A 13,249-nucleotide genomic window follows, 5' to 3' on the forward strand; every position below is an offset into this window, starting at 1 on the left:
AATTTACGATCAAAAGCGGTTTTATTAATAAGCACGAAGACCCCATGCGTTGGACTTTTTTCGGCCAACACATGGGGTCTTCTTACATTTACAAAGTTTTTACCAACCTGGATTTTGTCTCAACGCACGGTTTCGATCAATTTCAGATTGGGGGATCGGCCATAGGTAATGCCGCTCTTGGAACACACGGGTCTCGAATACCGTGCGGCGATAGAACTCCGGGTCATCGAAGGTTGATACAGGGGCCTCTACATTCATCCCTTCGAATGGTCCGCCGTCCGTTTCCATAGCGATTTTCCAACGCCTGGTGTCAAAATAGCGATGGTTTTCGAAAGCTAATTCCACCTGTCTTTCCTGCTGGATTCGCTTTCGCATCTCCTCTTTGAAGTATTCCCTCTCAAGTTTGGGAATACCAGCTCGCTCACGTATTAGATTGATATAATGAAGGATATCCGGATTCCCCGGATCATACTCGTTCAGTGCCTCTGCATAATTGAGATAAACCTCGCCCAGGCGAAACATGACATACGGTCTCCTGACAAAGCGATTCAATCGGGGATTGCTATTCGGGTGGATGTTTTTTCGGATTAAATAGCCGGTGCGTGAGAAATCCCAGGTACCTTCCATGCCAGTATTGCCATAGCGATGCATGCCCACCCTGATGTCACCTTCATCGCGATGAATCCAATAAGAACCGTTATAGACGATCGATGCATAGAACCGGGGTTCCCGGTTTACATACATGTTATAAGTTCCGGCCGGGGTGTATCGGGTGCCCTCAGTGGAGAATCCGGTTTCGACATAGCCGGAACCTTCTTCGTCAATGGCCTTGCCATTATCCATAAAGTAAGCATCAACTTGCTTTTGCGTAGCGCCAATACCCGACCATCCGCCGCCAAAGCGGGGGGTAGCGTGTCGCTCCCAATCTCCGTCATTCCAAGCCGGACGGACAAAAATCTGCTCCTTATTCCATGGTTCCAGCACGATGCCGGAATAGGATGCAATGGGATCGATGTTCCCGTCGCTGTCCATTACCTTATACAGGTCAAAATGGTTGAGATCGATAATCGCTTTTGCCGCATCAGCAGCCAGTCTCCACTTATTTTCATCATAATTTTGGCTGATCAGCGGTGTGCCGTCATCATTGGTAAACGATGCAAAGGCGGTGTTTCCGTTGTAAAGGGGGCTCGCTGCATACAGCAGCAGACGCGCTTTTACGGCCATGGCCATTGAGCGGGTGGCACGTCCTTCTTCCCTTGCGTTGGTTTGTACAAGTGGCAGGGCTTGTCCTACGGCATCCAATTCACTGACAATGTAGTTAACGCATTCGTCAAACGTATTCCTTGGTAGCAGTAAATTGTCAAACGGCGTATCCGGCGGAATTACCTCATCGCCCAATAGGATAACTGGTCCGTATTGTCGCAACAGGCAAAAGTAAAAATAGGCTCGCAAAAATCGGGCTTCCGTCCAATATTGATTAATCAGTCCTTGGCCGTTGGGCAACTTGAGTATTTCTTCGTTACCGCCGATATGCTGCATGAAATACGTAGCGGATCGGATTCCGCGATAATAGTGTTCCCAAAACTGAAAATATCCGGAATTGGGGTCCCAAGCACCTAAGTTGATGAAATAGGTGTTGTAGCCACTCCGCGCCCAGGTCATGTCCGCTTCGTCGGCTACACCCATCCACGGGTTATCAGTCCATTGATTATGTTCCTCTCGTATCCGGGCGTAAATGTTTGCGAGGTAGCGTTCTGATTCAAGTCGCCTATTGAATACTTCCTCAATGGTAATCCGATCATCCGGAACTTGATCAAAGAAATTTTTCTGGCATCCAAGGGTGGCTAGTAAACAGCACAACCCACTGATATATAATGCGATGTATGTCGTTCTTTTCATTGTACTATGCTTAGAATGTTAGTTGAACCCCCAGATTGTATGTCCTGTGCTGTGGATAATTTGTGCCACGACCGTTTCCCATCTCGACATCCCAAACTTTAAACTCCGACAGTGTGAGTAAGTTGAATCCTTGGAAGAAAATTGTGGCGGACTCCAGGCTGAATCGATTGGTAAAGGCTTTATTAAGGGTGTAATTTAAATCCAATGTCTTCAGCCTGAGAAACGAACCGTTTTTTACCCACCATGAACTTGTTCGATAATTCATGTTCTCATCCCCGAATGTCAGACGCGGATAAAACGCGTTGAAGTTCTGGTTCTCCTCCGTCCAGCGGTCTTCGATGATTGTCAGCAAATTTCCTCTTGTACCCCCTTGCTGAAACGGAACGAGGCCTTCGCCATTTAACAGAATGTCTACATTGCCTATGCCCTGAAAGAATGCGGCCATAGAGAATTGTCTCCATTTGAAGCCGGTGCGAAGGCCATACACCAACTGCGGGGTGTCTCCATAGCCGATGGGTGCTTCATCGTTGGAGTCAATCATTCCATCACCATTAAGGTCGCGATACCGGATATCCCCGACGCGTACATCGCCGATCTGCGTAGCACTGTTTTCGATCTCCTCTTCATTCCTGAATAGCCCGTCCGCTATCAAGCCAAAGCGCTGGTCAATGCGTTGGCCTTTCCGCTCGCGCCAGGGGTAATTCCAAGGCGGGAGGTCGTCATCAATCACGATATTTTGGTTGTAGGTCACTGTTCCCTGAACGTTGATGCTGAAATTATTGGATAGTGCCCCATTATACGTTAGCGAAGCGTCCAATCCCTTGTTTTCGGTGATCCCCAGATTGCCATAAGGATTATTTAAGAGACCCACAAAAGCCGGAACGGAGCTTCTACGAAGGAACGAGCCTTCTCGGCGTTCGTGAAACAGATCGAACTGAACGTTCAGCCGATTGCCTGCGGCGATACGCGTGTCTACATCAATGCCGATGTTTGTCTTCGTCGCCTTTTCCCAACTGACGTCGACCGCATATTCCGCGATATCCAATCCGCTGAACGAGTTGTTCCAATCCTTACCAAACGTGTATCCACCAGCTCCTTCACCAACCGTACCGATGTAAGCGAAACGTCGCCCGCCAATGTCGGCGTTACCGACCTGCCCATGTGAGAAGCGGATTTTGGCCATGGGAAAGACTTCGTTCAATGACCCGAAAAACGATTCATTGGATAAGACCCATCCCAAACCGATTGACGGGAAAAAGCCATATCGGCGTTTCGGTAAGAAGTTCTCGGATCCGTTATAGCCAAAGTTGGCCTCCAAAAGATACCTTTCTTTAAAACCATAAGTGGCGCGCCCAGCAAGGCCACGAAGCCGGTAGGGCAAGGACCCGATGAAATCTTCAGAGAAATTGTCGATGTAATCGCTCTGGTTGTAAAGCAACATACCCGTCACTTGATGACTGCCAAATGATCCCGAGTAATTCAGCGCGCTCTCGGTGTAGAAGTTTCGGTTGCTGGTCCGATTCGTTCTTTCAAACCCAAGATAAGGGCTTCCGACGAACGTTTGTTCAAAAATCAGTTCGCCGTTTTCATTTCTTTGCGTAGCCAAATAGGTGTCGGGCCGTTTTAACCTTCTTGCAGCGCTTTCATTATACGAATCGAATGAGAACATCGACGTGAGGGACAGGCCGGGGATGAGCATGCGGAGATCCTGGGTAGCTCGGATATTTGAGTTGATTCGGTTGCGCCACTCCGTAACGTAACCCGTTCGCGTCAGCATGGCATAGGGGTTTTGAAGTTCACCTCCACGCTGGTCGCCCACGTATCCATTGCTATATAAAACGGGGAAGGCGATCGGTGTAGCTTGCATGGCCATGCCAAAAATCCCTCCGGTGGAGGAACCAGGGAAATTGCCATTCATAATGTACCCTTGAACGCCCAAGTCAACTTTTGTCGTAGCTGTTGCCTGCATAGAGAGATTTGTGGTGAAGTTATAGCGGTCAAGTTTGATTTGAGAGTTGTAGTTCTGAAGTTCGTCGCGCTTGAATAATCCGACTTCACTAAAATACGCCGTAGAAACATAGAAATTCACCCGATCGGATCCTCCTGTCATATTCAAATTGGCACGGCGGTTATGGCCAAATTTATTAAAAACCTCGCTATACCAGTTGACATCGGGGTATAGATCAGGGTCTTCCCCGTTGGCAGTTTTAGCGATAATTTCATCCGAATAGCGAGCTGCCTTGCCTCTTGTCGTGTGGGCTTCGTTGACGATTTGCATATAGGTAGCCCCGTCGACTAACGAGGGGATCCGCGTGAATTGGTTGATGCTTTCGTTGTAGCCCGTTGTGATATTGATGCGGCCGGGCTTACCCTTTCGGGTGTTGATCAGGATGACACCGTTTGCGCCCCGGACGCCGTAGACCGCGGTTGCCGATGCATCCTTTAAAATGGAAAAACTTTCGATGTCTTCGGGATCTAAATCGGAAAACGGACGTTGCACACCATCAACCAGCACCAGCGGGCTCCTAGAACCCGTCAACGAGGAGACGCCCCTAATCCACACATTGGCGTTGTCATACCCTGGCTCACCGCTCCGTTGGACGGCCACGATCCCTGATAGTCTACCCGCTAATACTGTCGAAAGGTTGCGGACAGGCGTTTTCAATTCCTCCGGCCTTACCGTTGCCTGAGAGCCGACATTGGTAATTTTCTTCTGTACGCCAAATCCCACTACGACGACCTCGTCCAAACCGGTGTTATCCGCTTGCAAAACCACGTTGAAAACGGATTGGATTCCAATAGCAATTTCTTGCATGGCATAACCTACGTACGAGAAAACCAATGTAGCAGCGGTACCTGGTGGCGCCTCCAGCACGAATTTGCCGTTGATATCGGTGCTTGTGGACATCTTTGATTCCTTTACTGCCACCGAAACCCCAACCAACGGCGTGCCCAATGTGTCTGTCACAGTACCCGTAATGGTCTGTTGTTGGTTTACCTTGGCTGTTGATTTCGGCAGCATATCCGTTGTTGAACCACTTGACCGCTTGATGACAATCGTATTATCTTCGAGATGCCAGTCAAGATTTCTGTTGGCCAGAATAGCGGTCATCGCATCAGCCAATTCCATTTGTTGAATATTCAAACTGACACGCGTTGAAGCTATCTTATTCCCAAGGAAAAAGAACGATGAGCCCTGTTGTCGCTGTACACTGTTCATCACTTCTTGCAGCGTTGCATTGCGGACACTCAGCGTGATTTTTTGAGCTTTACTCTCAGCGACGGATTGCAAAAAGAACGCAACGATAAAAAAAGCCGTCAGTTTCATTATTAAGATATATCGGTATGTACGGGAATAAGCATCCCTGTTCACACATCGTGAAAAACTCATATATTTGTTCTGTTTGGGTGGTTATAATATTGGTTAATTCCATGTAGCGATACATCGGGTATAGCCACCAGACGTATAGCCGGGTGGTGTTGTGAGCATCATCCGGATTTTTGCGCCACGATTGAAGATTAGATTACTCGGGGGCTGGCTTTATCATAGCTTTTCAGTTAAATTGGTTATTTGATTACTGTGCTTGGTTTGTTACTCAAGATTATTCAGTCCCTACGATCAATTGGAATCCGCGTCCTTTAGGCATAACCTCGAACTCGAGCCCTGCTTTTTCCAATATGCTCAAAAATGATCCAAGCGACTTATTCCGCTCAATCTTTCCATAGAATTCAACCGTACGCAGGTCGTTCCGGTATACCACTTCGATATCGTACCATCGGCCCAATTGGGCAAAAGCCTCTTGTGGCGAATCGCCGTTGAAGTAAAAATATCCGTCTTTCCATGCGGTGTACTGATTGACATCGACCTGTTCGATCTGTACGGATGAGATGCCTACAATTCCCTGTTGGCCGGGCCGGAGCGTGAACGGCGCATGCGGATGATTGTTCGGCGCGTTGTCAAAGCATATCTGTACCTTACCTTCTACCAGGGTTGTTTTCGTTTCATACTCGTCAGGGTAGGCACTGACGTTGAATTCGGTACTTAGTACGTTGATCGTCTGCCCACGGGAAACCACCTTAAAAGGTCTGTTGGCATCTTTTGCGACAGCAAAATACCCCTCGCCCGTGATCTCAACAATACGTTCGCGATCACTAAAGACTGTCGGATACCGCAACGAAGAGGATGCATTGAGCCATATTTGCGTACCATCTTGCAACACTATTTGGTATGTTCCGCCCCTCGGTGTCGTGAGTACAACAGATGGCGGATTGGGGTCGCTTGTCGGTGCAAACTCTTGTTGGTCCAGAAGTCTGCTCCCATCCGTATAAGAAATGTTCTTATCCCCGAAAATTATTCCGTGCTGCGTTTCATCTAACGTGATCGTCCGCCCATCGGTGAGCGTTAATGTTGCTCGGTTTCCGCCTGGTTGGATATTTCCTGCATGTACGATAGCTCGCGGTTTATTGCTGGGCAGTATTTCAAAAAACAACCATGCTACGGTAGTGGAAGCGATGATCATCGCCGCCACATATGGCAACCACCTGTTCAACCAGCGTCTCGAACGACGTGCGATAGATTGCCGGATGCGGTCGTCCATACGTTGAAGGCGAACTATCCCCGCTTCTGTGTCGACGAGAAAGAGCAATGTGTTAAGGTCTTCCCGGAGCGTTTCCTCAGATTCCAAACGTGTTAGCGTTGCGCGATTCTGCGTCGCTTTAGCTGCCCATTGCTCGATTTGTTGGTTTTCCGTATCGGTGGCGATACCCTGTAGCCGGCGCAAAAGTAACTGCTCTATGTCTTTTCCAGTTTTCACTCCAAAGGTCTTTGGCCGTTATTACGATATTATCGATGAAACCTTTCCGATTATTTTAAGAAAGCAAGAACCTAGGCTTCGGCGTAATCATCCGTTAAGTGAAGGTTTTTAGAAACCCGGGTAGCCCGTACTGGCGGTCTGCTAACGGTAAAAATGCAAGGTAGGCCAACAGGTCCTTCCCTTTAAAGAGCTTCTGAAGTTTTGCAAGTGCTTTTGAACGTGCAATGAATACTGCGTTTGAATTCATGCCCAATGCTGTGCATATTTCTTCTGTACGAAGTCCATCAATGAATGTGAGCTTAAAAACCTGTTGTTGTGTAGGCGAGAGCCTTTTGATCTCCGCGTAGATGAGTTGAAGGGTTTCTGCATGTATCATACGTGCTAGCAAGTCGTTGTCCGTTTGGGGAAAATCATCCTTAAGTTCACCGGATGCCACCCGAACGCGGTTTTCGATTCCTTTTAGGTAATCAATGCAAGCATTCCGGGTTGTTAGGTACAGGAACGACTTCAGATGGGCTTCGTTCTCCAGCCGTGCTCGGGCATCCCAGAGTTTCAGGTATGCATCTTGGACCAACTCCTCGGCTACCGAGTCGTTCGCTACCATCCGATAGGCAAACAGCAAAAGCCCCCGGGCATATCGATCGAAATATGCCGAGAGCATTCGTTCATTTCCTGACTTAAACTTTTCGAACGACATTCAATTATAGTTGGCTGCAGCAAGTATAACAAATTTGAGTAATACCTCAATACAACGTCAGGCCACGGCACGCCTTTGCAATGACCGTGGCCTGATAAAAAAGCCCCCGGCACCACTATGGGTGCAGAGGGCTTTAAGAGGCATCAGCATTTTTTTATTTGCTCAAATACATCGACTTTTTGGCATACATCTCCCGGAAAAATGGATCATCCAAGTCCTTGATGAAGCGGATGGCTTCACCGGTAGATTTCATTTCTGGACCCAATTGCTTGTCTACATCCGGGAATTTATCGAATGAGAATACGGGTACTTTGATAGCATAGCCCGTGAGCTTCCGCTCAATATTGAAATCTTTCAATTTGTTTACGCCGAGCATGATTTTCGTAGCAATATTGATGTAAGGCACGTCGTAAGCCTTCGCAATGAACGGTACGGTTCGTGATGCCCTCGGGTTTGCCTCGATGACGTATACCTTTTCATCTTTTATAGCAAACTGGATGTTTAGCAGCCCTTTGACATTCAATGCTTTGGCGAGTTTTACGGTGTATTCCTCCATTTGGCGTTGCACCGTTTCGGAAAGGCTGAACGGCGGGAGCACGGCGCTTGAATCGCCGGAGTGGATACCGGCCGGCTCGATATGCTCCATCATGCCGATGATATGGACATCCTCACTGTCACAGATCGAGTCGGACTCGGCCTCCTCCGCGCGGTCTAGGAAATGATCAATCAACACACGGTTTCCAGGTAAGTTGCGCAGCAGCTTTACCACCGCCCGCTCCAGCTCCTCATCGTTGATAACGATGCTCATGCGCTCGCCGCCGAGCACATAGCTTGGGCGAACAAGCACGGGATAACCTACTTCCTTGGCTACCTTAAGCGCTTCCTCTGCGCTTTCGGCCACCCCGTATCTTGGATAAGGGATGTCCAAGGACTTCAGCAGGTCGGAGAAACGGCCCCGGTCTTCAGCCAAGTCCATGTCTTGGAAAGAAGTTCCGATGATCTTGATGCCATTGGATTCCAGTTGTTCCGCCATCTTCAGTGCCGTCTGTCCGCCAAGTTGCACGATAACACCCTCGGGTTTTTCCAGTTCGATGATTTCGCGGACATGTTCCCAATAGACTGGCTCAAAGTAGAGCTTGTCCGCCATGTTGAAATCGGTAGACACTGTTTCGGGGTTGCAATTGATCATGATGGACTCATATCCTGCTTCTTTAGCTGCTAACAGGCCATGCACGCAGGAGTAATCGAATTCAATACCTTGCCCGATGCGATTCGGCCCGGAGCCCAGCACGATAATCTTTTTCTTATCGGATACGGCCGATTCGTTTTCCTCCTCGAATGTCGAGTAATAGTACGGAGTTTGTGCCTGGAATTCTGCGGCACAGGTATCAACCATTTTATATGCCCTTCGGATACCCAGTTCCTTACGGCGGTTATAAACATCGTCTTCCGTTACATTGCTCAACAGCCACGCGATTTGGGTATCGGAATACCCTTTTTGCTTGAGGGTGAGCAGAAAATCTTTAGGAATATTATTCAGTTGGTATCTGCGTAGTTCAGCTTCCAGGTGCACCAGTTCCTGAATTTGAAGCAGGAACCATTTATCAATATGGGTTGCTTTGCGGATCGACTCCAGTGGAACACCAAGTTCGAACGCGTCCTTAATATGGAAGAGGCGATCGCTGCTTGGGTGTTCAAGGCTGTGCATGATCTCTTCCAGGTTGCGCAGTTGCTTCCCGTCTGCTCCTAGGCCATGCCGGCCAGTTTCCAGGCTCTGACAGGCTTTCTGCAAGGCTTCAATAAAGGTGCGGCCAATTGCCATCACCTCGCCCACCGACTTCATCTGCAGTCCCAGTTCGCGGTTCGCACCTTTAAACTTAGCGAAGTTCCACCGCGGTACTTTGACAATCACATAGTCAAGTGTCGGCTCGAAGTATGCTGAAGTAGTTTTGGTGATTTGATTTTCGATTTCATCGAGGTTGTATCCGATGGCCAGCTTTGCGGCGATCTTGGCGATGGGGTAGCCCGTTGCCTTTGAAGCCAATGCCGAGGAGCGTGATACGCGTGGATTGATTTCGATCGCGATGATATCTTCATTTTCCGGATTGACCGAAAACTGTACATTGCATCCGCCGGCAAAATTACCGATCGCACGCATCATCTTAATGGCTTGGTTGCGCATCTCCTGATAGCAGCGGTCGCTAAGGGTCATGCCGGGCGCCACCGTAATCGAGTCACCCGTGTGGATGCCCATCGGATCGAAGTTTTCTATTGTACAGATAATAATGACGTTATCATTACTATCACGAAGCAACTCCAGCTCAAATTCCTTCCAACCTAATACCGCCTGCTCTACCAGCACCTCATGAGTAGGAGATGCCTGGAGTCCGCGGCTGAGCGCCGCTTCAAAGTCTTCTTTTTTGTGGACAAAGCCGCCTCCGGTGCCGCCCAGTGTATAGGATGGCCGAATAACTAAGGGGAATCCGATTTCCTGGGCGGCTTCCTTCCCTTCCAAGAAGGAGTTGGCTATTTTCGAGGTTGCAACTCCCACTCCGATGTCGACCATCAGTTGCCGGAACTCCTCCCGGTTTTCAGTCTTTTCGATGGCAGCAACATCCACTCCGATAACTTTTACGTTATATTTTTCCCAAATTCCCCGTTCGGATGCTTCGATACACAGGTTGAGGGCAGTCTGTCCGCCCATGGTGGGCAGAACGGCATCGATATGCTGTTCCTGTAGTATCTGTTCAATGCTTTCGCATGTAAGGGGAAGTAAGTATACGTGATCGGCAATTACCTTATCCGTCATGATGGTGGCCGGATTGGAATTGATAATGGATACTTCAATGCCCTCGTCCTTGAGTGAAAGGGCAGCTTGTGATCCGGAGTAATCAAATTCACAGGCCTGTCCGATAACAATCGGGCCTGATCCGATAATTAAAACTGAATTGATGGAGGTGTTTCTGGGCATGCTGTGGTGAAAAACGTAAACAATATCCGATGATGTTATGTGACCAAAACAGCAAGAAACGCCTGGGAAATTTGAGTAGGGTATTCCGACTGTTTTGTCGGAGTGCAAAGGTATGTTTTTTTGATGGAATTATCACCTAATAATTTTGATATCTATCGAGGAAATTGATTCAGGATTTTTTCGTGATCCAAATTTATAAGTATTTTTTCGTGATTGTTCAAAAAATTTCGCTCGAATCAAGTAATGTTTTACTTTTGCGCGGAAAATTAAAATCAATGACGATGAAAATTAAATTGACCTTATTAACTTTTTTCGCTGCATTTGCTTTGACGGCTTCTGCGCAAAGTGACTACCAGAATTCTATCGGTGTTCGTCTCGGTTCTGGTTATTATGACGTTTTCGCTGCCGCATTCAAGACCTTTATCAGTCAGCCGGCGGCATTGGAGTTTGATTTAGGAATTCGGCCTTATTCAGGTTGGGCCAAGCGGACAAACCTTTCTCTTTCCGGGGCTTATCAACATCATTTTCCTATCGGTGACATTGAAGGATTTAAATGGTTCGTAGGCGGTGGCTTAGTGCTATCCAACACGTTTTCCGATGTAGAGGGGATAAAAGGATTTAACGCCGGTATTTTCCCCACCGGTGGTGTGGACTACAAGCTGAAAAATGCACCGTTTGCTTTTTCCGCCGACATCAGGCCTACCATTCATCTGGTAAACGGCTCGGACTATGGCTACAATAATTTTTATGCGAATGGCGGTTTGACTGCCCGTTACGTTTTTTAAGCAGCAGGTTGTCCCCAAATTGTCGCCATTGGTTGAAGAAGCCAATGGCATTTTTTATGTTTGCATAATGCAAAAAGATGAAAAGCAGCCAATTAAAATTGCAGTGGTTGGCCCAGAGTCGACCGGCAAATCAACGATCGCAGAACAATTGGCGCGGCATTTCGGAACGGTATGCGTACCCGAGTACGCGCGTGAATATTGTCGTGACCTCAACCGGGAATACACGTTGCAAGATGAGCTTAATATGTTTTATGGGCAGCTGGCTTTGGAGCGGAGTGTGGTGCCCTTGGCTCAGAACGGTATTCTGATTTGCGATACGATGTTGCTTACCATCAAAATTTGGTGCGACCATCTTTTTGGGTATACGCCGGGTGTAGTGCTCCAAACGCTTCGACGCACCCATTATGATCTTTATTTGCTGATGGATATCGACTTGCCGTGGGTGGACGACCCTTTGCGCGATTTCCCGCATTTGAGGGAGCATTTCATGGGGGTGTGGCGTCATGAAATGCAGGCCAACAATGCGCGCTATCAAGTCATATCGGGGCTGGGATCGGATCGTTTCCAGAAGGCTTTAGAAGCGGTCAATTTGTTTATTCGTTCAATCCCTGTTCCTTAGTATCGGTAATGGTCCGGCTTATATGGCCCTTCGACAGACACCCCGATATACTCAGCTTGATGGGGATCCAATACATCCAGTTCAACACCGATTTTGGCAAGATGTAGTCGGGCAACCTTCTCGTCAAGGTGTTTTGGAAGCGTATAAACCTTTTTTTCATAGTTTTCGCTGTTGGTCCACAATTCGATTTGGGCAAGCGTTTGGTTGGTGAACGAATTGCTCATCACGAAAGAGGGGTGTCCGGTGGCGCAGCCAAGGTTGACCAAGCGGCCTTCTGCCAGCAGGATGATATCTTTCCCGTCAATGGTGTACTTGTCTACCTGCGGCTTGATTTCTATTTTGGTATGCCCATAGTTGCTGTTAAGCCAAGCTACATCAATTTCATTGTCGAAGTGCCCGATGTTGCAGACCACGGCCTTGTCTTTCATGGTTTTGAAATGTTCGCCCCGTACAATGTCTCGATTACCTGTCGTCGTGACGATAATGTCTGCCTCTTTTACCGCGTTGGCGAACTTTTTTACTTCGTAGCCTTCCATGGCAGCCTGCAATGCGCAGATCGGGTCAATTTCAGTAACGATGACGCGTACACCGGCGCTGCTTAACGATTCGGCTGATCCTTTGCCCACGTCGCCATATCCGGCAACCACGGCAACTTTACCGGCGAGCATGAGGTCAGTAGCGCGGCGGATGGCGTCAACCAACGATTCGCGGCACCCGTACTTGTTATCAAATTTGGATTTGGTCACCGAGTCGTTCACGTTGATGGCCGGGAGATGCAGGGTTCCGTTTTTCATGCGCTCGTAAAGACGATGAACACCGGTAGTGGTTTCTTCGGAAAGCCCTTTGATTCCGTCAATCAACTCGGAGTACTTATCAAACACCATATTGGTCAGGTCGCCACCGTCATCCAGTATCATATTTAGCGGCTTACGGTCTGCGCCGAAGAACAGCGTTTGCTCGATGCACCAGTTGAATTCGGCTTCGGTCATGCCCTTCCATGCATACACGGGTATTCCGGCAGCAGCGATAGCTGCCGCAGCATGGTCTTGTGTCGAAAAGACATTGCACGACGACCAAGTGACTTCAGCCCCAAGCTCAATGAGGGTTTCGATCAGCACGGCAGTCTGGATAGTCATGTGCAGGCAGCCTGCAATACGTGCTCCTTTCAGCGGTTTGGAAGCACCGAATTCCGCTCTGAGTGCCATCAGGCCCGGCATTTCGGCTTCGGCCAATTCAATTTCCTTACGGCCCCATTCGGCGAGGTTGATGTCTTTTACTTTATAGGGAAGGTGTGTGGTATCTATCGCTGACATAATACTAAAACGTTAAATGTATTTGGCACAAAGATACCGTTTTCTGTGCTTGAATTCAAATATATATAGATGAACCCCCACCAAGCATCACTCCGCAACCTTTGCTGGAAGAGCGAAGAATCAGTGGTAACTTTTTTCTGCTGAAAAGGAA

8 protein-coding genes are annotated in these 13,249 nt (G+C 48.3%); 2 read left to right on the top strand and 6 right to left on the bottom strand.

All coding sequences use genetic code 11. From position 1 onward, the window contains the following. Window positions 1-99: 99 nt before the first annotated feature. The 5 genes from ACFOET_RS16195 to carB form a co-directional block, all read right to left on the bottom strand. Complete coding sequence (locus ACFOET_RS16195; RefSeq protein WP_379024550.1) at window positions 100-1,899, bottom strand: RagB/SusD family nutrient uptake outer membrane protein; 1,800 nt, start codon at window positions 1,897-1,899, stop codon at window positions 100-102. Between the two features lie 10 nt (window positions 1,900-1,909). After that, complete coding sequence (locus ACFOET_RS16200; protein ID WP_379024552.1) at window positions 1,910-5,227, bottom strand: TonB-dependent receptor; 3,318 nt, start codon at window positions 5,225-5,227, stop codon at window positions 1,910-1,912. 274 nt (window positions 5,228-5,501) lie between these two features. Further along, entirely contained in the window at window positions 5,502-6,713 is a 1,212-nt protein-coding gene (locus ACFOET_RS16205; RefSeq protein WP_379024554.1) for a FecR family protein, read from the bottom strand. A 94-nt stretch (window positions 6,714-6,807) separates the two neighbouring features. After that, on the bottom strand, window positions 6,808-7,410 hold the full coding sequence (locus ACFOET_RS16210; RefSeq protein ID WP_379024556.1) for an RNA polymerase sigma factor: 603 nt from the start codon (window positions 7,408-7,410) through the stop codon (window positions 6,808-6,810). Window positions 7,411-7,564: 154 nt separating this feature from the next. Continuing rightward, window positions 7,565-10,381: a carbamoyl-phosphate synthase large subunit gene (gene carB / locus ACFOET_RS16215; RefSeq protein ID WP_379024558.1), complete on the bottom strand. Its 2,817-nt coding sequence runs from the start codon at window positions 10,379-10,381 to the stop codon at window positions 7,565-7,567. Window positions 10,382-10,590: 209 nt separating this feature from the next. On the opposite strand from carB, the gene ACFOET_RS16220 reads away from it, so the two are divergent. Both ACFOET_RS16220 and ACFOET_RS16225 read left to right on the top strand, forming a co-directional pair. Beyond that, the gene (locus tag ACFOET_RS16220) at window positions 10,591-11,166 is read left to right on the top strand and encodes a hypothetical protein (RefSeq protein ID WP_379024560.1); all 576 of its coding nucleotides are present in this window, start codon (window positions 10,591-10,593) and stop codon (window positions 11,164-11,166) included. 67 nt (window positions 11,167-11,233) lie between these two features. Then, a complete protein-coding gene (locus ACFOET_RS16225; RefSeq protein WP_379024562.1) occupies window positions 11,234-11,785 on the top strand; it encodes an AAA family ATPase in 552 nt (183 codons plus the stop codon). On the opposite strand, the gene ahcY is transcribed toward ACFOET_RS16225, so the two are convergent. Continuing rightward, window positions 11,782-13,098, bottom strand: coding sequence for an adenosylhomocysteinase (ahcY, locus tag ACFOET_RS16230; RefSeq protein ID WP_379024564.1), 1,317 nt, complete (start codon window positions 13,096-13,098; stop codon window positions 11,782-11,784). The genes ACFOET_RS16225 and ahcY overlap by 4 nt on opposite strands. Window positions 13,099-13,249 lie beyond the last annotated feature (151 nt).

The sequence above is a fragment of the Parapedobacter deserti genome, from assembly GCF_042646065.1.
GTDB lineage: Bacteria > Bacteroidota > Bacteroidia > Sphingobacteriales > Sphingobacteriaceae > Parapedobacter > Parapedobacter deserti.

Coding starts and splice junctions, on each gene's coding strand:
- ACFOET_RS16200 (WP_379024552.1), bottom strand. CDS start 5,227: ATGAAACTGACGGCTTTTTTTATCGTTGCGTTCTTTTTGCAATCCGTC.
- ACFOET_RS16210 (WP_379024556.1), bottom strand. CDS start 7,410: ATGTCGTTCGAAAAGTTTAAGTCAGGAAATGAACGAATGCTCTCGGCA.
- ahcY (WP_379024564.1), bottom strand. CDS start 13,098: ATGTCAGCGATAGATACCACACACCTTCCCTATAAAGTAAAAGACATC.
- carB (WP_379024558.1), bottom strand. CDS start 10,381: ATGCCCAGAAACACCTCCATCAATTCAGTTTTAATTATCGGATCAGGC.
- ACFOET_RS16195 (WP_379024550.1), bottom strand. CDS start 1,899: ATGAAAAGAACGACATACATCGCATTATATATCAGTGGGTTGTGCTGT.
- ACFOET_RS16225 (WP_379024562.1), top strand. CDS start 11,234: ATGCAAAAAGATGAAAAGCAGCCAATTAAAATTGCAGTGGTTGGCCCA.